This window comes from Burkholderia sp. ZZQ-2, from assembly GCF_050768715.1.
GTDB lineage: Bacteria > Pseudomonadota > Gammaproteobacteria > Burkholderiales > Burkholderiaceae > Burkholderia > Burkholderia cepacia.
This window is the reverse complement of record NZ_LDVA01000331.1, coordinates 1-20,679: the sequence shown is the minus strand read 5'-3', so window position 1 is coordinate 20,679 and position 20,679 is coordinate 1. Positions and strand designations below refer to the sequence as shown.

At 70.6% G+C, this 20,679-nt stretch carries 15 protein-coding genes; 7 read left to right on the top strand and 8 right to left on the bottom strand.

Features of this window, described 5'->3' with window-relative positions; genetic code table 11:
- Nucleotides 1-58 precede the first annotated feature (58 nt).
- From ABY44_RS31290 to ABY44_RS31275, 4 genes are read right to left on the bottom strand one after another with little or no spacing between them, the layout of a single operon-like run.
- Complete coding sequence (locus ABY44_RS31290) at nucleotides 59-4,246, bottom strand: bifunctional nitrate reductase/sulfite reductase flavoprotein subunit alpha (RefSeq protein ID WP_060170612.1); 4,188 nt, start codon at nucleotides 4,244-4,246, stop codon at nucleotides 59-61.
- 16 nt (nucleotides 4,247-4,262) lie between these two features.
- The gene (gene nirD, locus ABY44_RS31285; RefSeq protein WP_060170610.1) at nucleotides 4,263-4,610 is read right to left on the bottom strand and encodes a nitrite reductase small subunit NirD; all 348 of its coding nucleotides are present in this window, start codon (nucleotides 4,608-4,610) and stop codon (nucleotides 4,263-4,265) included.
- Nucleotides 4,611-4,648: 38 nt separating this feature from the next.
- Nucleotides 4,649-7,240, bottom strand: coding sequence for a nitrite reductase large subunit NirB (nirB, locus tag ABY44_RS31280; protein WP_060170608.1), 2,592 nt, complete (start codon nucleotides 7,238-7,240; stop codon nucleotides 4,649-4,651).
- A 21-nt stretch (nucleotides 7,241-7,261) separates the two neighbouring features.
- Nucleotides 7,262-8,587 (bottom strand): MFS transporter, encoded by a 1,326-nt coding sequence (locus tag ABY44_RS31275; RefSeq protein WP_060170606.1) that lies wholly within the window; start codon nucleotides 8,585-8,587, stop codon nucleotides 7,262-7,264.
- Between the two features lie 739 nt (nucleotides 8,588-9,326).
- Here ABY44_RS31275 and cobA point away from each other — a divergent pair.
- The 7 genes from cobA (at nucleotide 9,327) to ABY44_RS31240 (ending at nucleotide 15,368) form a co-directional block, all read left to right on the top strand.
- A complete protein-coding gene (cobA, locus tag ABY44_RS31270; protein WP_060171228.1) occupies nucleotides 9,327-10,106 on the top strand; it encodes a uroporphyrinogen-III C-methyltransferase in 780 nt (259 codons plus the stop codon).
- A 162-nt stretch (nucleotides 10,107-10,268) separates the two neighbouring features.
- Nucleotides 10,269-10,865 (top strand): ANTAR domain-containing response regulator, encoded by a 597-nt coding sequence (locus ABY44_RS31265; RefSeq protein WP_042977474.1) that lies wholly within the window; start codon nucleotides 10,269-10,271, stop codon nucleotides 10,863-10,865.
- Between the two features lie 5 nt (nucleotides 10,866-10,870).
- Complete coding sequence (locus ABY44_RS31260; RefSeq protein ID WP_431643113.1) at nucleotides 10,871-11,923, top strand: CmpA/NrtA family ABC transporter substrate-binding protein; 1,053 nt, start codon at nucleotides 10,871-10,873, stop codon at nucleotides 11,921-11,923.
- A 120-nt stretch (nucleotides 11,924-12,043) separates the two neighbouring features.
- On the top strand, nucleotides 12,044-12,643 hold the full coding sequence (locus tag ABY44_RS31255; protein WP_060170601.1) for a uracil-DNA glycosylase family protein: 600 nt from the start codon (nucleotides 12,044-12,046) through the stop codon (nucleotides 12,641-12,643).
- Nucleotides 12,644-12,703: 60 nt separating this feature from the next.
- Entirely contained in the window at nucleotides 12,704-13,483 is a 780-nt protein-coding gene (locus ABY44_RS31250) for a YkgJ family cysteine cluster protein (protein WP_060170599.1), read from the top strand.
- A 119-nt stretch (nucleotides 13,484-13,602) separates the two neighbouring features.
- Complete coding sequence (locus ABY44_RS31245) at nucleotides 13,603-14,544, top strand: helix-turn-helix transcriptional regulator (RefSeq protein ID WP_027791818.1); 942 nt, start codon at nucleotides 13,603-13,605, stop codon at nucleotides 14,542-14,544.
- 125 nt (nucleotides 14,545-14,669) lie between these two features.
- The gene (locus tag ABY44_RS31240; protein ID WP_060170596.1) at nucleotides 14,670-15,368 is read left to right on the top strand and encodes a fumarylacetoacetate hydrolase family protein; all 699 of its coding nucleotides are present in this window, start codon (nucleotides 14,670-14,672) and stop codon (nucleotides 15,366-15,368) included.
- 70 nt (nucleotides 15,369-15,438) lie between these two features.
- Here ABY44_RS31240 and ABY44_RS31235 read toward each other — a convergent pair whose 3' ends face one another.
- From ABY44_RS31235 to ABY44_RS31220, 4 genes are all read right to left on the bottom strand, one after another.
- Nucleotides 15,439-15,978 carry a DUF4303 domain-containing protein gene (locus ABY44_RS31235; protein WP_059488020.1) on the bottom strand — a complete coding sequence of 180 codons (540 nt, stop codon included), beginning with the start codon at nucleotides 15,976-15,978 and terminating at the stop codon, nucleotides 15,439-15,441.
- 173 nt (nucleotides 15,979-16,151) lie between these two features.
- A complete protein-coding gene (locus ABY44_RS31230) occupies nucleotides 16,152-17,363 on the bottom strand; it encodes an MFS transporter (protein ID WP_060170594.1) in 1,212 nt (403 codons plus the stop codon).
- 237 nt (nucleotides 17,364-17,600) lie between these two features.
- Nucleotides 17,601-19,181: a trypsin-like peptidase domain-containing protein gene (locus ABY44_RS31225; protein ID WP_060170591.1), complete on the bottom strand. Its 1,581-nt coding sequence runs from the start codon at nucleotides 19,179-19,181 to the stop codon at nucleotides 17,601-17,603.
- A 408-nt stretch (nucleotides 19,182-19,589) separates the two neighbouring features.
- On the bottom strand, nucleotides 19,590-20,679 hold a 1,090-nt coding region (locus tag ABY44_RS31220; protein ID WP_431643109.1), incomplete at its 5' end, for a PLP-dependent aminotransferase family protein.

Genomic DNA, 20,679 nt, shown 5'->3' with positions numbered 1-20,679 from the left:
CCCGGCGCCGGGCCCGCAAACCGGCGGGCCGCGTCGCGCCGCACTGTACCGCTCGCGGTCAGTACACGTCCCGCATGTAACGGCGCGCCTTCGCGAGCCGCGCGACGTAGTCGCTCGCGGCTTCGTCCGACATGCCGCCGTGCTCGGCGATGACGGCCTTCAGCGCGGCATCGACGTCCTTCGCCATCCGCGCGGCGTCGCCGCACACGTAGAAGTGCGCGCCTTCCTCCAGCCACGCGAACAGCTCGGCGCCCTGCTCGCGCATCCGGTCCTGCACGTAGATCTTGTCGGCCTGGTCGCGCGAGAACGCGAGGTCGAGCCGCGTCAGAAAACCGCTGTCGCGCATCGCGCCCAGCTCGTCGCCGTAGTAGAAGTCCGTCTGCGCATGCTGTTCGCCGAAGAACAGCCAGTTGCGCCCGCGCGCGCCGCGCGCCTGCCGTTCGTGCAGGAAACCGCGGAACGGCGCGACGCCGGTGCCCGGGCCGACCATCACGATCGGCACGTCGCCGTTCACCGGCGGCCGGAAATGCGCGGATTTCTGCACGAACACCGGCACGCGGCCGTCGTCCGCACGATCGGCGAGGAACGTCGACGCGACACCTTTGCGCGCGCGCCGGCCGTTGTGATAGCGCACGGCCGACACGGTCAGGTGGATCTCGCCCGGGTGCGCGCTCGGGCTCGACGCGATCGAATAAAGACGCGGCTGCATGCGCTTCAGCATCCCGACGAGTTCGTTGCCCGACAGCTCGACCGGAAACTCGTGCAGCACGTCCGCAAGTTGTTGCCCCCACAACCATTGCTTCAGGTCGCCCTTGCGGTCGTCGCCGAGCAGCGACTTCAGCGCGCCGTTCGCGCTGCGCGACGCGATGAACGCGAGCGTGTCCGGATGCGGGCGCGTGATGTCGAAATGACGCGCGAGTGCGTCGCCGAGGCGCACGTCGCCGACACCCGCCACCGACACGGGTGCATCAGCCTTCAGCGCGGTGACGGACAGCAGCTCGTCGACCAGTTCCGGGCAGTTGGTCGGCCACACGCCGAGCGCGTCGCCGGTTTCGTATTCGAGGTTCGCGCCTTCGGTCGACAGCGACACGTAGCGCGTGTCCTTCGCCGCGCCCGGACGGTTGAGCCGCAGGTTCGCGACGAGCTTCGACGGCGCCGGATGCGCCTTCGTCGGGAGGAGCCCCGACGGGCCCAGGCCGCCGGACGGCACCGCGTGCAGCGCGGCATCGGCCTCCTTGATCCGCGCGACGACGCGTTCGAGCCACTGGTCGGCGTCGCGCTGGAATTCGACGTCGCAATCGACGCGCGCGCACAGGCGTGCCGCGCCGAGTTCCGCGAGCCGCGCGTCGAGCCGGCGGCCATGGCCGCAGAACTGGTCGTAGTTGCGGTCGCCGAACGCGAGCACCGCGAAGTGCACGCCGTCGAGGCGCGCAGCGCCGCCGGCCTGCAGCGCTTCCCAGAACTCGCTGCCGTTGTCGGGCGCGTCGCCGTCGCCGAACGTGCTCGTCATCAGCAGCACGTATTGCGCACCGGCGAGCGACGCCACCGGATAGTCGGACATGCACGCGGTGCGGATCTCGAAGCCCGCGTTCATCAGCTGCGTCGCGTAATCCTCGGTCAACGATTCGATGTTGCCGGTCTGCGACGCCCACAGCAGCACGACCTTCGGCCGCGTGCGCACGATCCGCACGCCGCCGGACGCGGCGGCATCGGTCGGCAGCGCGGGGGCCGCGGCACCTGGCACGCTCGCCGGCAGCGAGCGGCTGAACAACCCCGCGAGCATCCCGTCGAGCCAGAACCGCACCGGCGGCGTGAGCGGCGCGCCGGCCGGCAGCACCGGCACGCCGCCCTCGCGCCGGCCGGCGCTTGCCTTCAGCCCGCTGACGAACCCGGCCACATACAGCCGTTCGGTGTCCGTCAACGGCGGCGGCGCGAAGTCGGCGACGCCGAGCGCGGCCGCGAAAGTGTCGATGTCTGCCATGTCGGATTCCTGTGAAGCAGTCGCCTGCACCGTCGCCGACGCGGGCCGTGCGTCGTCGGCGCGGGCATCGGGTTGCGCCGTCCGGTCGTCGGCGGACGCGAACGCAGCGGTCTCGACGCGCCGCAGCGCGACCGCGCAGTATTTCAGTTCGGGTTGCTGCGATTCGGGATCGATCGCGTCGTTCGTCACCGCGTTGATGCACAGGTCGTCGCCGTACACGTCGTTCCAGTGCATCGGCGCGAAGCAGTCGCCGCGCCGCACGCGCTCGGTCACGACGGCCGGCAGCACCGCGCGGCCGCGCGCCGAGCGGATCTCGACGCTGTCCTTCGCGGCGATGCCGAGCGCGCTCGCGTCGTCCGGATGCAGCTCGACGAACGGGCGCGGGTTCAGCTTGTTCAGCATCGCGACCTTGCCCGTCTTGGTCATCGTGTGCCACTGATGCTGCAGCCGCCCCGTGTTCAGCACGATCGGGAACGTGTCGTCGGGCAATTCGGCCGGATCGACGTGCGGCCGGGCGAAGAAGCGCGCCTTGCCCGACGGCGTCGGGAACGCGATGCGCGGCGCGTCGTCGCCGTCGGCGGCCGGGCGCAGCGGCTGGCTCACGCCGTCGTTCAGGTAGCGGATCGGGTGCCGCTCGCGCGCGGTGCCCGGCGCGACCGGCCACTGCACGGGCCCGTCGCGCAGCGCCGCATGGCTCGCGCCGCGCAGGTCGTAGCCCGTCGCCGGATTCGAGAAGCGGACGATCTCGTCGAACACGTCGGCCGCCGACGCATAGTCGAACGCATCGCCGAACCCCATCGCGCGCGCGACTTCCGCGACGATGCGCCAGTCGGGCAGCGCGTCGCCCGGCGGCGCGACCGCCGCGCGCATCAGCGTCATGTTGCGCTCGGAGTTGATCATCACGCCGTCGCCCTCGGCCCACAGCGCGCCGGGCAGGAGGATGTCCGCGTAGCGGTTGGTCTCGGTATCGAGGAACGCGTCCTGTGCGATCACGAGTTCCGCGGCCTGCAATCCGGCGATCACGTTCTGCCGGTTCGGCACCGTGGCGACCGGGTTCGTGCAGATGATCCAGCATGCCTTGATGTCGCCGGCCGCCATCCGCTCGAACAGGTCGACGGTGCCGTTGCCGGTTTCCTTGCGCAGCGTGCCGGCCGGCACGCGCCACAGCTGCTCGACGAAACGGCGATCGCCGTCGGACGCCACCGAGCGCTGGCCCGGCAGGCCGGGGCCCATGTAGCCCATCTCGCGCCCGCCCATCGCGTTCGGCTGGCCCGTCAGCGAGAACGGCCCGCTGCCGGCGCGGCAGATCCTGCCCGTCGCGAGATGCAGGTTGCAGATCGCGTTGGTGTTCCACACGCCGTGCGTGCTCTGGTTGAGCCCCATCGTCCAGCAGCTCATCCATTCCTGTGCGTCGCCGATCCATTGCGCGGCCGTGCGCAGGTCGGCTTCCGCGAGCCCCGTGATTTCAGCCACGCGCCCGGGCGTGTAGTCGGCGAGGAACGCGGGCATCGCGTCCCAGCCTTCGGTGTACGCGTCGATGAACGCGCCGTCGGTGCGGCCGTTCGCATGCAGCAGGTGCAGCAGCCCGTTGGTCAGCGCGAGATCGGTGCCCGGCCGGATCTGCAGGAACAGGTCGGCCTTGTCGGCGGTGCCGGTGCGGCGCGGATCGACGACGATCAGCTTCGCGCCGGCCTTCACGCGGTCCATCATCCGCAGGAACAGGATCGGATGGCAGTCGGCCATGTTCGCGCCGATCACGAAGAACAGGTTCGCGCGATCGAAATCCTGGTACGACCCGGGCGGGCCGTCCGCGCCGAGCGACTGCTTGTAGCCGGTGCTCGCGCTCGCCATGCAGAGGCGCGAGTTCGACTCGATGTTGTGGGTGCCGACGAAACCCTTCGCGAGCTTGTTGACGAGGTATTGCGCCTCGATCGACATCTGCCCCGACACGTAGAACGACAGCGCGTCCGGCCCGTGCGCATCGAGCACCGCGCGCAGGCGGCGCGCGGTGTCGGCGATCGCGTCGCGCGCCGGCAGCGGCACGAGGTCGTCCTCGCGCGCGCGGCGCACGAACGCGCGGTCCAGCCGCCCCGAGCGGCGCAGCGCGACGTGCGCCGACGAGCCCTTCGTACATAGCCGCCCGAAGTTGGCCGGATGGTCGGCGTCGCCGGACACCTTGACGACTTCGCCTTCCTCGACGTGCAGCACCATCCCGCAACCGACGCCGCAGTACGGGCACACGCTCTTGATGGGGGTGGCGGTCATGCGCGCTCCGGGGCGGTCAGGCCGCGATCCACACGAAGCCGTCCTCGACCCGCGACGGATACGTGCTCACCGACTGCTCGGGCGCCTCCAGGCATTCGCCGGTGCGCAGGTCGAAATGCTGCTTGTACAGCGGCGACGCGACAACGATGCGCTCGCCGAGGCTGCCGATCAGCCCGCGCGACATCACGGCCGCCTGCGACACGGGATCGACGTTGCCGATCGCGAACACGCCGCCTTCCTCGGCATGCGCGACGTGAAAGACCGCGACCTGCTCGCCGTTGACGAGCGCACACACGCCGGTGTTCGGCACGATGTCGTCGAGCGCGCACACGCGGGTCCAGGACGGCGGCAGACGATCGTTCATGATGGGCTCCTTGGAAAAGACACGGGTGTCGGTCAGGGTCAAACGGTGGAGGGTTCGGTTGCGGCTTGCGTCACGCCTTCGGCGACGACGGGAATCGAAACGGGCTTGCCGCCCGCCCGTTCGCCGGGCGTCGCGGGCCGGATCTGGCCGCGCGTCTCGACGAATTCGATGGTCGTGTCCGGCGCATCGCTGTTCACGAAGTGACGGAAGCGCCTGCGCGTGTCGGGATCGGTGACGGCCCGCTTCCACTCGCACTCGTAGGTGTCGACCACGTGCTGCATGTCGGCTTCGAGTTCGGCGCCGATCCCGAGCCGGTCGTGCACGACGACGTCGATCAGGTAGTCGAGGCCGCCTTCGAGGTTGTCGCGCCATACGCTCGTGCGCTGCAGCCGGTCGGCCGTGCGCACGTAGAACATCAGCAAACGGTCGATGTAGCGGACCAGCGTCGCGCGGTCGAGGTCGGACGCGAGCAGTTCCGCGTGGCGCGGCTTCATCCCGCCGTTGCCGCACACGTACAGGTTCCAGCCCTTCTCGGTCGCGATGATGCCGACGTCCTTGCCCTGCGCTTCCGCGCACTCGCGCGTGCAGCCGGACACGCCGAACTTGATCTTGTGCGGCGCGCGCAGCCCCTTGTAGCGATTCTCGAGGTCGATCGCGAGGCCGACCGAATCGTCGACGCCGTAACGGCACCACGTCGAGCCGACACACGACTTCACGGTGCGCAGCGCCTTGCCGTATGCGTGGCCCGATTCGAAACCGGCCGCGATCAGTTCCTCCCAGATCGACGGCAGCTGTTCGACGCGCGCACCGAACAGGTCGACGCGCTGGCCGCCGGTGATCTTCGTGTAGAGCCCGTACTTCTTCGCGACCTGGCCGACCGCGATCAGCCCTTCCGGCGTGACCTCGCCGCCCGGCATGCGCGGCACGACCGAATACGTGCCGTCACGCTGGATGTTCGCGAGGTAGTAGTCGTTCGAATCCTGCAGCCCCGCGTGTTCCTTCTTCAGCACAAATTCGTTGAAGCACGACGCGAGGATGCCCGCCACCGCCGGCTTGCACACGTCGCAGCCGAGGCCATGGCCGTGCTTCGCGAGCAGCGCGTCGAAGGTCGTGATGCGCTCGACGCGGATCAGGTGGAACAGCTCCTGGCGCGAATACGGGAAGTGCTCGCAGATATGGTTGTTGACCACGAGGCCCTGCTTCTTCATCTCGGCCTTCATGATCTGCGTGACGAGCGGCACGCAGCCGCCGCACGACGTGCCCGCGCCCGTGCACGACTTCAGCGCGCCGAGGCTCGTCGCGCCGCCGGCGACCGCCGTGCAGATCTGCGACTTCGACACGTTGTTGCACGAGCAGATCTGGGCGCCGTCAGGCAGCGCGTCGACGCCGAGCGCCGGCTTCGCGACGCCGTCCGACGACGGCAGGATCAGGAATTCCGGCGACTCGGGCAGCTCGATGCGGTTCAGCATCATCTGCAGCAGCGTGCCGTATTCGGCCGCGTCGCCGACCATCACCGCACCGTGCAGGAACTTCCCGCAGTCGGACACGACGAGCTTCTTGTAGACCTGGCGACGCTCGTCCGCGTACTGGTAGGTGCGGCTGCCGGCCGTCGTGCCGTGCGCGTCGCCGATGCTCGCGACGTCGACACCCATCAGCTTCAGCTTCGTGCTCATGTCGGCGCCCGCGAACGCAGGTGCGTCGTTCGTGTCGCCGCCCAGCTGCTTCGCGACCACGCGCGCCATGTCGTAGCCGGGGGCGACGAGGCCGTACACCATGCCGTTCCAGGCCGCGCATTCGCCGATCGCGTAGATGTCGGCGTCGCTCGTGCGGCATGCGTCGTCGATCGCGACGCCGCCGCGCGGGCCGATTTCCAGGCCGCACGCACGCGCCAGTTCGTCGCGTGCGCGAATGCCGGCCGAAAACACGATCATGTCGGCGTCGAGATGGGAGCCGTCGGCGAACGCCATCCGGTGCGTGCCCTCTTCGCCGTCGACGATCTCGAGCGTGTTCTTGCCCGTATGCACGGTCACGCCGAGCGCCTCGATCTTCGCGCGCAGCATCCGGCCGCCGCCGTCGTCGACCTGCACGGCCATCAGCCGCGGCGCGAATTCGACGACGTGCGTGTCGAGCCCCATGTCGCGCAGCGCCTTCGCGCATTCGAGGCCGAGCAGCCCGCCGCCGACCACGACGCCGCGCTTCGCGTGCGTGCCGCACGCCTGCATCGCCTCGAGATCCTCGATCGTCCGGTACACGAAGCAGCCCGCGCGATCGTGCCCCGGCATCGGCGGCACGAACGGGCGCGAGCCCGTCGCCAGCACCAGCTTGTCGTACGCGAGCGTTTCCCCGGACGCGAGCGTGACCGTATGCGCGTCGCGGTCGATCGACGCGACGCGCGCGTTCAGGCGCAGGTCGAACTGCGGATGACGCTCGAAGAAGCCGGGTTCGACGAGCGACAGGTCGTCCGCCGACTTGCCCGCGAAGAATTCGGACAGGTGCACGCGGTCGTAGGCCGGGCGCGGCTCCTCGCCGAGCACGGTGACCTGCAGCGCCGCCGACGCGCCCGCTTCCGCCGCGACGCATTCGAGGAGCTTGTGGCCGACCATCCCGTGGCCGATGACGATGAGTTTCATGATGACGTTTCCCTCGGTCGATCAGTTCGCGACGCTGCCGGCAGCCAGCGCGCGGTCGCGCAGCTCGGCTTCGCGCGCCTTGTGTTCTTCGCTGAAGCGCACGGCCATCGCGCACAGCGCGGTCGCGGTGACGGCAAGGCCGAGCAGGCCGAGCGTGTGCTGCACGTCGCCGACGCCTTTGAGCAGGAAGCTCGCGGCGACCGCGCCGACGTTGCCGCCCGCGCCGACGATCCCCGCGACGCCGCCGAGTGCCTTGCGGTCGATGAAGGGCACCAGCGCGTAGGTCGCGCCGCACGCCATGTGCGTGAAGAGGCCGAACGCGAGCATCGCGACGAGTGCGACGCCGACGCTTTGCGCATGCGAGAACCAGATCAGCCCGAGCCCTTCGCCGACGATCAGCGCGCACAGCAGCATCGCGCGCACGTCGAGGCTGCGGCGCGCGGCGACCTTGTCGGACAGCCAGCCGCCGAGCGCACGGGCGAACAGGGCGAGCAGCCCGAACATGCCGACCGCGAAACCGGCGTCCTTCAGCGACAGGCTGAAGTGATCGACGTAGTACAGCGCGGCGATGTTGTGGATGAACACCTCGACGCCGAAGCACGCGCCGTACGTGATGAACAGCATCCACACGCGATAGTTGCCGCAGGCCGCGAAGAAGCTCGCCCAGCCGCCCTTCTTGCCGCTGTCGACCGTCACGCCTTCCTTGCGCAGCGCGACGAAGTCGCCTTGCGGGCAATCCTGCGTGAAGCGCCAGTACGCCCAGGCCATCGCGAGCATCGCGACGCCCGGCACGACCAGCGCGATACGCCACGACGAATCCTCGCCGAAGCCGAGCATCAGGCCGGCGGCGACGAGCAGCGGCATCAGCGCCTGCGTCGCGCCCGCGCCGGCATTGCCCCAGCCGGCCGTCGTCGCGTTCGCGGTGCCGACGACGTTCGGCGCGAACATCACCGACGTGTGGTACTGCGTGATCACGAAGCCCGCGCCGATCGCGCCGATGCCGAGCCGGCAGATCAGGAACGACAGGTAGTCGTGCGTGAACGACACCGCGAACACGGGGATCGCGCCGAGCAGCAGCAGGCCGACGTACACGCGGCGCGGGCCGAAGCGGTCGCACAGCGGGCCGACCAGCAGCCGCACGGCGATCGTCGCGGCCACGGCCGCGATGTTGATGTTGGCGACCTGCGCCGCCGTCAGATGAAATTCGCGTGCGATCAGCGGCATCAGCGGCGCGCACGCGAACCACGCGAAGAAGCACACGAAGAACGCCATCCACGTCAGGTGGAACGCGCGCATCGGCGCGGTGCGGAGGCTGAAGAGATCGATACGGGTAGCTTTGTCGGTCATGTCATCCGCCAAACGAAAAACGGCGTCCTGCGCACCCGGTCTCGTCGAGACCCGATGCGTAGGACGCCGTTGCCCATGAAGCCCGTTGCCGGGCGCGTCTGTAATCGATACTGCCGGACGAATCGCCATTGATTCGCCCGAACCGGCTTACGCAAACGCCGTGCCATGTCGCCGCGAATCGGGCCTGCAGCCCCGCCGCGCAAGGCTCGTCCGGCGTCGTGCGGCGCGCGGCGACATCCGGCACGCGATGCGTGGTGATGCAGCGAGGCACAGATGTGGTGCGATGCAGCACTGTCGCCGTGCGACATCGCGGTGCGCACGGGCGGGGCACGATGCACGCCGATGCGGCATTGCGGCTGCCGGCGCGCGGCGGCCGCCGGCGGGCACGGGGGCCGTACTTGGCCCGCAATTGGCCCGTATTCGGCCCGTATTCGGCCCATACTCGGCCCGCATTTCGCCCGCACGTGGCCGTCGCGCGGCGCGGTGCGCGCCGTTCCCGCCGCGCGGGCGCGACGGGCGATACCGGTTGGCCCGGATATTGCTGAACCCGCTGCATGACACCGGCAACGGCGCCGGTGGGCAGTCCCCTCAAAACCGGGCCCGTCGTGCAGGCGGGCCGCCCAGGACAACGGCGTCCTCCCGTGCGCGGCACGGCCGGATGCCGATACGTCGACCGCCCGCCGCCGCCGCGCAACAACGCGCTATCGGCCGCCGCATGCAGGCGGCACTGGAACACGACATGACGACAGGCAAAGTCACCCTGCTGGGCGCCGGCCCCGGCGATCCCGATCTCCTCACACTCAAGGCCGTGAAAGCGCTGGCCGCTGCCGACGTGCTGCTGCTCGACGATCTCGTCGCGCCCGGCATCGTCGAACTCGCGCCGCAGGCGCGCGTCATCCGTGTCGGCAAGCGCGGCGGTTGCCGCTCCACGCCGCAGGCATTCATCGAGAAGCTGATGCGCCGTTACGCACTGCGCGGCGCGCACGTGGTGCGCGTGAAAGGCGGCGAGGCGCTGCTGTTCGGGCGCGCCGGCGAAGAACTCGCGACGCTGCGCGCCGCCGCGATTCCGGTCGAGATCGTCAACGGCATCTCGTCGGGGTTCGCCGCCGCCGCGAGCCTCGGCATCTCGCTCACGCACCGCGCGCATTGCCACGGCGTCACGTTCGTCACCGCCCATCGTCAGGACCACGGCGAACCCGACTGGTCGCGTCTCGCCGCGACCGGCACCACGCTCGCGATCTACATGGGCATGAGCCGCGTCGACAGCATCGCCGCCGGCCTGCTCGCCGTGCTGCCGGCATCGACGCCGGCCGCGGCCGTGCAATGGGCCGGCACGCCCGACGAACGCCGCTGGACCGGCACGCTCGGCGATCTCGCGCACGGCATCGACGCAGCACGGCTCGGCAGTCCGGCCGTGATCCTCGTCGGCGGCGCAGTCGGCGAAACGGCCGTGGCGGAGGTGCCGGACGCGGGCACAGCCGGGGCCGCGATCGACACGGCCTTCTCCCGGGCCGCGTAGCATGCGCGACACCACGCGGCACCGGCCGCCCACCTGTCATGAAAACAGCGGCGCCGTTCGCACCGGCTGCCGGGTCGCCGCGCGCGGCACCGGCACGACGTGCGCGCGGGGCCGCCTCCGATCCGCGCATCGCGCCACGATTTCGCCGCCGCCGTTCGCATCATGAGTGCGCCCGCTTCCTCCCCCCGCCTGCGCGTGCTGCTCGTCACCGATACCGACAAGCCGATCGGCGAGCTCGGCGACGCGCTTGCGCAGCTCGGCTACGACATGCTGAACGACGTCGCGACGCCCGCGCGCCTGCCGGCCGCCGTCGAGGAGCAGCATCCCGACGTCGTGATCATCGATACCGATTCGCCGTCGCGCGACACGCTCGAGCAGCTCGCGGTCATGCATGCGACCGCGCCGCGCCCCGTGCTGATGTTCAGCCACGACGCCAACCAGTCGCTGATCCGCGCGGCGGTCGGCGCGGGCGTCAGCGCGTATCTCGTCGAAGGGCTGTCGGCCGAACGCCTTGCACCGATTCTCGAAGTCGCGCTCGCGCGCTTCTCGCACGACGATGCGCTGCGCCGCCGGCTCGCCGATGTCGAGCGCGAACTCGCCGAACGCAAGCTGATCGACCGCGCGAAGCGGATGCTGATGGACCAGCGCAGGCTGTCCGAACACGACGCGTATGCGGCGCTGCGCAAGCGCGCGATGGACCAGGGCCTGCGCATCGTCGACGTCGCGCGGCAACTGCTCGACGCGTCACCCCAGTCATGAGCGCCATGGATACCACCTCTCCCGTCGCGCCGGAACGCGCGCATCTTCGCCTCGGGTTCGTCGCGCTGAGCGACGCGGCCCCGCTGATCGTCGCACAGCACCTGAACCTCGGTGCGCGGCACGGCCTCACGCTCGAACTCAGCCGCCAGCCGTCGTGGGCCGCCGTCCGCGACAAGCTGCTGAGCGGCGAGCTCGACGCCGCGCATGCGTTGTACGGGCTGGTCTGCGGGCTGCAGCTCGGGATCGGCGGCCCGCAGGCCGACATGGCCGCGCTGATGGTGCTGAACCGCAACGGCCAGGCGATCTCGTTGTCGCGCGGCCTCGCCGACGCGTACCGCGCCAGCGGCAGCGTGCGCGACGCGTTCGCGACGCTCGGCCGCAAGCCGCTCCTCGCGCAGACGTTCCCGACCGGCACGCACGCGATGTGGCTGAACCACTGGCTCGCGTCGCACGGCGTCGATCCGCTGCGCGACGTGCGCAGCGTCGTGATCCCGCCGCCCGAGATGGTGGCCGCGCTCGCCAGCGGCGAACTCGACGGCTTCTGCGCCGGCGAACCGTGGCATGCCGTGGCCGAGGCCTGCAACGCGGGGCGGACCGTCGCCGTCACGAGCGAGATCTGGCCCGATCATCCGGAGAAGGTGCTCGCGGCCCGGCGCGATTTCGTCGCGCTGTATCCGGCCACCGCGCGCGCGCTGATCCGCACGCTCGTCGATGCCTGCGCGTGGCTCGACAGCGCCACGCACCGTCGCGAGGCGGCCGGCTGGCTCGCGTCGCCCGACGCGCTCGGCGTGCCGGCGCGGCTGATCGCGCCGCGCCTGCTCGGCGACTACGGATCGGGGCCGTTCGCCGTGCCGCCGCTGCCGATCCGCTTTCACGACGGCGGCACCGTGAACCGCCCCGATCCGCGCGAAGGCGAGTGGTTCCTGTCGCAATACCGGCGCTGGGGCATGCTCGACGGTTCGCACGACGACGCGGCGATCGCCCGCGCGATCGCGCAAACCGCGTTGTATGATGCTGCCGTCGCCGAAAGCGGCGCACCGGGCCCGTCGCGGGCGTGAGGCGCGCCGCGTGATGCAGGCGGCGCGCGCTCCCGCGCCACGCCTGCCCGGGCCGCCTGTCGGCGCCCGGCGCGCGGTCCCCGGAGCGCCGCACGACCCCTCCGTCCCCGATCCGATTCGATGCCGAAACCCACGCGCGCGCCGCTCGACGTGCTGCTCACTGAAATCCGCGCGTGCCGTGCCTGCGAAGCCGACCTGCCGCTCGGCCCGCGCCCGGTCGTGCGTGCCCATCGCGACGCGCGCATCCTGATCGTCGGGCAGGCGCCGGGCGCACGCGTCCATGCGAGCGGCATCCCGTGGGACGATGCGAGCGGCAAGCGGCTGCGCGGCTGGCTCGACGTCGACGCCGACACGTTCTACGACGAAACCCGCTTCGCGATCGTGCCGATGGGCTTCTGCTACCCGGGCCGCGGCACGAGCGGCGACAACCCGCCGCGCCCCGAATGCGCGCCGCTGTGGATCGACCGGCTGCTCGCCGGGTTGCCGTCGATCCGGCTCACGCTGCTGATCGGCCAGTATGCGCAGCGGCATTTCCTGCGCGACGCGCGCAAGGCCACGCTGACGGACACCGTACACGCGTGGCGCAACTATGGCCCCGACGTGCTGCCGCTGCCGCATCCGTCGCCGCGCAACCAGGCGTGGTTCAAGCACCACCCCTGGTTCGACGCCGACGTCGTGCCCGAGCTGCGGCGCCGGGTCGCGCCGCTGGTCGCCCGGTAAACGAAATCACCGCCGTGTCGCGACGCTTCGCGACACCCCGTCATCCGTATCGAATCAAGCATGAACGACACCCCTACCGACCTCGACTTTGCCTGCAACGGCTGCGGCGGATGCTGCCGCGACCTGCGCATTCCGCTGACGATCGACGAGGCCACCGCGTGGCTGCAACGCGGCGGCCACGTGGAGCTGCTGTGCGATGCGATGCCGTGGCTCGTCGAGCCCGAGCCCGACAACGCGTTCGCCGCGTACAAACGCGCACGCTCGACCGCCGCGCTCAGCGGCTCGCTGCCCGTCCGCGTGACGGTCATGCTCACGGCGTCCCACGCGGGGCCGTGCCCGAACCTGCGCGACGACCTGCGGTGCGCGATCTACGACGAGCGACCGCTCGTGTGCCGGATCTACCCGGCCGAAGTGAATCCGTTCGTGCCGCTGGCACCGGCCGGCAAGCAATGCTCGCCCGACGCGTGGCAGCAAACGCCGTTCGTCCGCGGCGGCACGATCGTCGACGCGGCCACCCACGAGAACATCGCGCGCTCGCGCGCGGCGAGCGAAGCCGAAACGCCGCTGCGGGCACGGTTGTGCGAGAGGCTGGGGATCGACACGGCGGCCGTGGCCAACGAAGGGTTCGCGATCCACGCGCCGCCGGCTGCCACGCTGCTTGCCGCGCTGACGGACCTGCGCGCGTCCGCACCGGCCGGCGCCGACGCCACCACCGCCTGGACGCTGATCTCGAACCGCGCGACGACGGTGGACACGCTCGCATCGGTCGGCGGGGCAAGCCGGCGCGCCGGCGGCGACAGCCCGCACGCCCGCTACCTCGGTTTCCACCCGGACGAATGACCGCCGCGCGGCACGCCGCGAGCGGTTCCGGGCCAGGCCGCAAGGTGGCACGGATCGCCGTCGCGCCCGGTTCGCTGTACCATCGCGGCTCAACCGCGTCACGACCAGCAGAATCCTTCATGCCCTCCACCGCCCCGCCGCGCCTGTACGGGATGCCCGAACGCAGCGACCGGCTCGACTTCTACATCCGCGACCAGGCGTCGCGCCAGGCAATCACCGAGCCGCACCGGCACGCGTATTTCCAGATCCAGTTCAATCTCGGCGGCGACACCGAGCAGCGGATCGGCGGCGTCACGCGGCCGTTTCCGCGCGGCGCGCTCGCGTTCGTGCTGCCGCACCGCGAGCACCTGATCCCGCATCCGGAAGGCGCGCATTTCATCGTGATCAACTTCAGCCAGGCGTTCCTGCGTGCCGATCTCGACGTCGACCCGCTCGACCTGGAGGACGTGCCCGCCCACCGCTTTCCCGAGCTGACGCCGTTCCGCTTCCAGGAACACCTCGACTTCATCCTGACCGGCGACACCTACGACGAAGCGCGCCGCCTCGCGCTGTGCATGCTCGACACCGATCGCGTGCGCACGTTCGGCTCGACCACGTTGCTGCGCGGCTACCTGCTGCAGCTGATCGGGCTCGTCTGCACGCAGTACGCGGGCGCGCTCGACAAGCTCGCGCAGCGCGGCGCCCAGCGCGCCGGCCGGCGCGATGCGCTCGCGCGCGTGCTGCGGCACGTCCGCGCCAACCTCACCCGCGAGGACCTGACGCTCGCCGCGACCGCCGAGGCGGCGTTCCTGTCGCCCAACTACCTCGCGCACCTGGTCCGCAAGGAAACCGGCAGCACCTTCACCGATCTCGTGACGGAGCGCCGGATCGCGCTCGCGCAGTCGCTGCTGGCCCACACGAGCCGGCGCATCGCGGACATCGCCCGCTCGGTCGGCTTCCGCGACGAAGGGTATTTCGCGCGGCGCTTCCGCGCGCGGGTCGGCGTGTCGCCGAAGGCGTACCGCGACGCGAATGCCGCGCTGCCGGACGGCGACGACACACCGGCAGCGCCCGACGCGTAGTTTTGTCCCGGTAAAACGCAGTTGCGTCGCATCCGGCCGCACGCGCGTCGGGTATCGTTGCACGCATGCCGGCCCGTGCGCCGCACGGGCGCGGCATCCGTCTTCCCACCGAACGAGGCCATCCGATGTCCGCCTATGTCATCGACGCTGCCGAGCGTCCTTCCGTCGAAGTCGACCAGTCGTCCGCGCGCTTTCCGGTGCGCCGCGTCTTCTGCGTCGGCCGCAACTACGCCGACCACGCGCGCGAAATGGGCGCCGATCCCGACCGCGAACCGCCGTTCTTCTTCACGAAGCCGGCCGACGCGATCGTCCCGGCCAGCGGCACCGTCCCCTATCCGCCGCTGACGAACGACCTCCATCACGAAATCGAGCTGGTCGTCGCGATCGGCACGGACGGGCGGTCGATCGACCCGGCCGACGCCCTGTCGCACGTATGGGGCTACGGCGTCGGCGTCGACCTCACGCGCCGCGACCTGCAGGCCGAAGCGAAGAAACTGAGCCGTCCGTGGGACTGGGCGAAAGGCTTCGACGCGTCGGGCCCCGTGACCGCGTTGCGCGCGGCGTCGGCCACCGGTCATCCGGCCAAGGGCCGCATCTGGCTCGCGGTCAACGGCGACACGCGCCAGCAAGGCGACCTGGCCGACATGATCTGGGCCGTGCCCGATGTCATCGCGTACGTGTCGCGCTCGGTCGAGTTGAAGGCCGGCGATTTGATCTTCACGGGCACGCCGGCCGGCGTCGGCGCGCTGCAACCGGGCGACCGCGTGACGGGCGGCGTCGACGGCGTCGCGACGTTCGAGTTCGTCGTGGGCGCGAAGCCGTAAGCCATAAGCCGTGACGCAGCAAGCACGGCGGCCGCCCGCGCGGGGCCGCCGTGCGATATCCCGATTTCAGTCAGTCGTAGCGGCGCAGGAATGCGTCGGCGACGGCCGGCGGATTCAGCGCTTTCGCCGATTCGTTTTCCAGCGCTTCGGCCGCGTCGTCATCGCTGATCGACACGAACAGCGTGATCGCCGCCCGTTCGTCGCCGGTGCCGAACAGGCCCTCGCGGTCGAGCAGGCGCAGCGCACCGATCATGTCGGCGTGCAGTTGCCGCGAAAATTCCGGGAATCTCGACCGGACAAACTGCGGGCTCAGCACGTCATCGGCGAGCTTGCCGCAGATCGCATTGAACGGCGACGCTTCCGCCGCCGCATACGCCCATTCCGAAAAGCCCCACGCATACCACGGGTCGTCGTCCGCGACGGCCTGCTGCTCGCGGACCCGGCGCAGCCCCTCGACCGAATTGGCGGCCGGCACCACCGTCATCGCGCCGCTGTCGGTGTACAGCGCGAACGCGTAGAAATGCTCGTCCGGGTGCAGCGCCCGCAGCGCCCTGAATGTCGCTCTCGCGGCGTCGGCAATGTCTCGCTGGAAATCAGAAAAGTCGCTCATCGCTCCCTCGTCCAACCGCCCTTCGCGCGCCGGTGCATGCTCGGCGCACGGCGGGTTCGTCGTCTCCCGATATTCGATCGATTGTCCGCCAATCGCCCGCGGCACGGTAGCGGTGCCCGCATCCATGCCCGCACCGATGCCCGATCCGGCGCGGCGATGCTGCGTATTCGCGTTCATCGCCCGGCGTCCCGCGCGTCGAACACCCGCACGCAGACGGCCGCCGCCAGCGCGATCGCGGCCGACAGCAGCATCATCGCCAGCGGCGCATAACCCGCGTTGCCGGGCGTCAGTACCGCCCCCGTCAGCGACGAAAGCGCGGCGCCGCCGGCGATCGTCATCGCACCGGCCAGCCCCGACGCGCTCCCGGCCAGCGTCGGGCGCACCGACACCGCGCCGGCATGGGCACCGGGATTCGTCAGCCCGTTGCCGATGCCGACCAGCACGCACGGCCCGAACCACGCGATCGCATAGGTCGCGCCGCCGAACATCGACGCGAGGCCGATCAACGGTCCCGCGCATGCAACGATCCGACCGCACAGGATCGTCGTGGCCAGCGCGAAGCGGCGCGCGTAACGCGCGGCCAGGAAGCTGCCGCACACGAAGCCGGCCGTGATGGTCCCCATGTAGAAGCCGATCTCCGCGGGCGCGATGCCGAACACCGTTTGCGCGGCCAGCGGCGCGCCGGCCAGGAACGCGTAGAACGAGCCGGTCGAAAACGCCATGCACAGCGCGTAGGCCCAGAAACGGCGCGCGCGCAGCAGCGCCGGATACGCGCGAAGCTGCTGCCCGAGGCTCGACGACCGGTTCGCATGGGTTTCGACGAAATCGAACCCGCACCAGACGAACAGCGCGACGCCCGCCGCGCCGAGCAGCCAGAAGCTCGCGCGCCACCCCGCCGTCTGGTCGAGCGCGCCGCCGAGCGTCGGGCCGAGCATCGGCGCGAACGCGGCCGCCATCGCCGCATAGCCGATCCGGCTCGCCGCGCGCGCACCGCCGCCGGTATCCCGGATCGTCGCCATCGACACCGGATAAACCGACGTGATCGCCGCCTGCGTCAGCCGGCATGCCAGAAACACCCGGATATCGGTCGCCATCGCACAGCCGAGCGAGCCGAGCGCGAAAATGCCGACGCCCGCCAGCACGACCGGCCGCCGCCCGAACCGGTCCGACAGCGGCCCCATCACGAACTCCAGCGATGCGGCCACCGCCGCGTAGCCGCCGAGCGAAAGCGCGACGAGCGCATAGTCGGCGCGCAGGTCGCGTGCGATTGCCGGCAGCGACGGCAGGAACAGGCTCAGCGGCAGCACCGAGCACGCGCACAGCAGGATCAGCGTCGCGTGCCTCGGCGACGCCCGTTCGGAAGCGATCGGCAGGTTCGGTTGCAAGCGGATGTCCTCCGCGCACGTGCCGCACGGCCGTGCGCAATGCAAAAAAAAGCCCCCGAACGAGTCGGGGGCGCAGGGATGCCGGCGCGGTGCCGCTACCGGACCCTGCGCCTGTGTACGACTACGATGAAGGTTGCTGCTTTCATGCCGGATGGCTCCTGGTTGCCTGGCTGGCTTCGTGCGGTGTCGGACGATACCGGACGATGGTAGGCGGACGATACCGACCGCGTCAACGCCCTAACGCGCACGCACCGACACGAACTTCCGCGCGTTGTTGCGCTGGATCAGCACCGCGATCACGCTGCCGCCGTTCGCTTCGAGCGACTGCACGTCGTCCGGCGTCTCGAGCAGCGTGTCGTTGAGCTCCAGCACGACGTCGCCCGGCCGGATGCCCGCGTTCGCCGCCGGGCCGTGCACCGCGTCCACCATCATCCCGACCGCGAGCCCGGTCGAGCGGCGCTCGTCGTCGCTCAGCGCGTGCATCGTCAGCCCGAGGCGGTCGCCGCCGTCGCCCGCGCCCGCGCCCGCACTCGCTCCCGGCCCCGGTCGTGCGGCCGCCTTCGGCGCGGCCATGCCGACGGTCGTGCCCGCGTTGCCGGCGGCCTCGTCGGCGCCCGTGATCGTCAGCCTCACCGGCGCACGATTGCGGATCACGCGCAGCGGCGTCTTCTGACCGGGCGGCAGCGCGGCGGCCAGGTCGTTCAGCTCGGCCGAACGGCCGATCGACTTGTCGCCCAGCTTGACGATCACGTCGCCGGGCCTCACGCCGGCCGCGGCGGCCGGCGAGCCGGGCGCCACGCCGTTGACGAGCGCGCCCGCCGGACGCGGCAACCCGAACGCGGCGGCCAGCCCGATGCCGACATCCTGCACGTCGACGCCAAGCGCGTTGCCGGACGACGGCTCGCCCGGCTCCTGGGACTGCTGCGCCTGCGCCTGCATCTGCTTCTGCAGTTGTGCACGCACCTTTGCGGCAAACGCGATCGGAATCGCGAACGTCATGCTCGCGTAGCGGTCGGTGCCCGTATACACCTGCACCGCAATGCCGATCACGTCGCCCGCGCGATTGAATACGGGGCCGCCCGAGTTGTCGGGGTTCGGGGCGATGTCGGTTTCGAAGAACGGAAACGCGCTGCCGTCCGGCAGCCGGTGCGACGTCGCGCTGACGATGCCGGCCGTGACCGTGTTGCCCGATCCGTCCGGCGCGCCGATCGTCATCACCGGTTCGCCCGCGCGTACCTTCGCCGAATCGCCGATGCGCACGAACGGCAGTTTCGTCGCGGTAACGCGCAGCACGGCGACGTCGCTTTGCGGATCGACGGCCAGCACGGTCGCCTTGAATTCGCGGCGGTCCGTGAGCCGAACGGTCACGTCGGTCGCATCGTCGACCACGTGCGCGGAGGTGAGGATCAGGCCGTCGGCGCTGACGATGAAACCCGAGCCGGTGCCCGATACCGCACGCGGCGCCGTGTCGGGCGCCGGCGTCTGCGGGCCCTGCGCGGGAGGCGGCGCGCCGCGCCGGAAGAATGCGGCGAGCGGATCGTCGGGATCGAGGATCGTGAACGACTGGACACCGGCCTGCTGGTCGGGTGCGGCGGTCGTGACGGTCACGACCGCCGGGCCGTAGCGGTCGACGATCGCCGGAAAATCGACCGGCATCGCATAAGGCATCGCACCCGGCCTTTGCTTCGTCGCGGGTGGCGTGGCGGATGGCGAGAGGGTTCCGGAAACGGCGGCCGGCGAAGGCAGCAAACAGCCGGCAAACACGCCCCCGATCAACGCGGTGCGAAGCACGGCGCGAGCAAGCGTCTGGCGAACCACGGTGCACCTCCCCCGGGAGTCGCGGCGCCGACATGCGCGAGACGCGCAGGCGCCTGACAAGCACCGGTACACGCATCCATTTATAGTCCACGCGGCCTGTTCGAACATACGAATCGAAACCCGTATGCCGGGCGGCACGGCGGGCGCGGAGCCGCGACGGCGTTCGTTTCGAACAAAGTGCGCGGTTCGTCAATCCGCACAAGTCCGATTGTTGTGCGCGGCGGTGAGCGGCTTGTGCCGGTATGCGGAGCCGAACCCGGCAGCTGCATCCGGTCGATGGACGAAAAACGGCCCGCTGACAGCGGTGAACTTGCTGCTGCCGACCGCCGAGAAGCGGTATCGAGTCAAAGGTCGGCGGCTTCCTGCACCTGATCACCGCGCCGCCGGCTCAGGCAACGCGTACGCACGTCACGCCCCGCCCACCCGCTCCGCGATCGCCGACAGCATCCGCAACATCGGCTCGAACGCGTCGGCCGACGTATTGCCGAAACCGAGCACCAGCCCGTTGTCTGCCGATGCCGCATCGATCGAAAAGCCCGACAGCGGGAACGGCCCGATGCCGTGGGCGCGCGCCGCGTCGACGATCGCGCGATCGCGGTAGCGCGCAGGCATCCGCAGCGCGAGATGCAGCCCGCACGGCCCGCCCTCGATCTGGTGCGGCACGCTCAGGCTGCCGTCGAGCGCGGCGAGCAGCAACCGCCGCCGGTCGCGGTACAGCCGGCGCATGCGGCCGAGATGGCGGCCGTACTCGCCCGTCTCGATGAAATCCGCCAGCGCGAGCTGCACGTGGCGCGTGCCGCCGCGCAGCATCTCCGGCAGCACCGGCCGCACCGCGGCCAGCAGCGCGTCGGGCAGCACGAGAAAACCGATGCGCAGCGCCGGAAACATCGTCTTGCTGAACGAGCCGAGATAGACGACGGGCGAATCGGGCGCGAGCCCGTGCATCGCGCCGATCGGCTCGCCGGTGTGACGGAATTCGCTGTCGTAGTCGTCCTCGATGATCCACGCGCGATGCCGGCGCGCGGCATCGATCAGCGCGAGCCGGCGCGAGATCGACAGCACGGCGCCGGTCGGGAACTGGTTGGACGGCGTCGTATAGACGAGGCGCGGCGTCCGCTCGCGCCAGTCGTCCGCTTCGGCGCGCATCCCTTCCGCGTCGACCGGCATCGGCACGACGTCGAGATCGGCCGCCTGCATCGCGGTGCGCGCGCCGCGATAGCCGGGCTCCTCGACCCACACCGTATCGCCCGGGTTCGTCAGCAGCTGCGCACACAACGAGATCGCCCCCTGTGCGCCTTCCGTGATCACGATCTGCTCGGGATCGCAGCGCACGCCGCGCGTCACGGCCAGATGGCGCGCGATCGATTCGCGCAGCGCGCGCTCGCCGAGCGGATCGCCGTAGCCGAGCAGGTCGCGGCCGCTGCGGCGCAGCGCTCGGTCGATCGCGTGGCGCCACGCGTCCACCGGGAAATGCGTCAGCGCGGGCACGCCCGGCCGG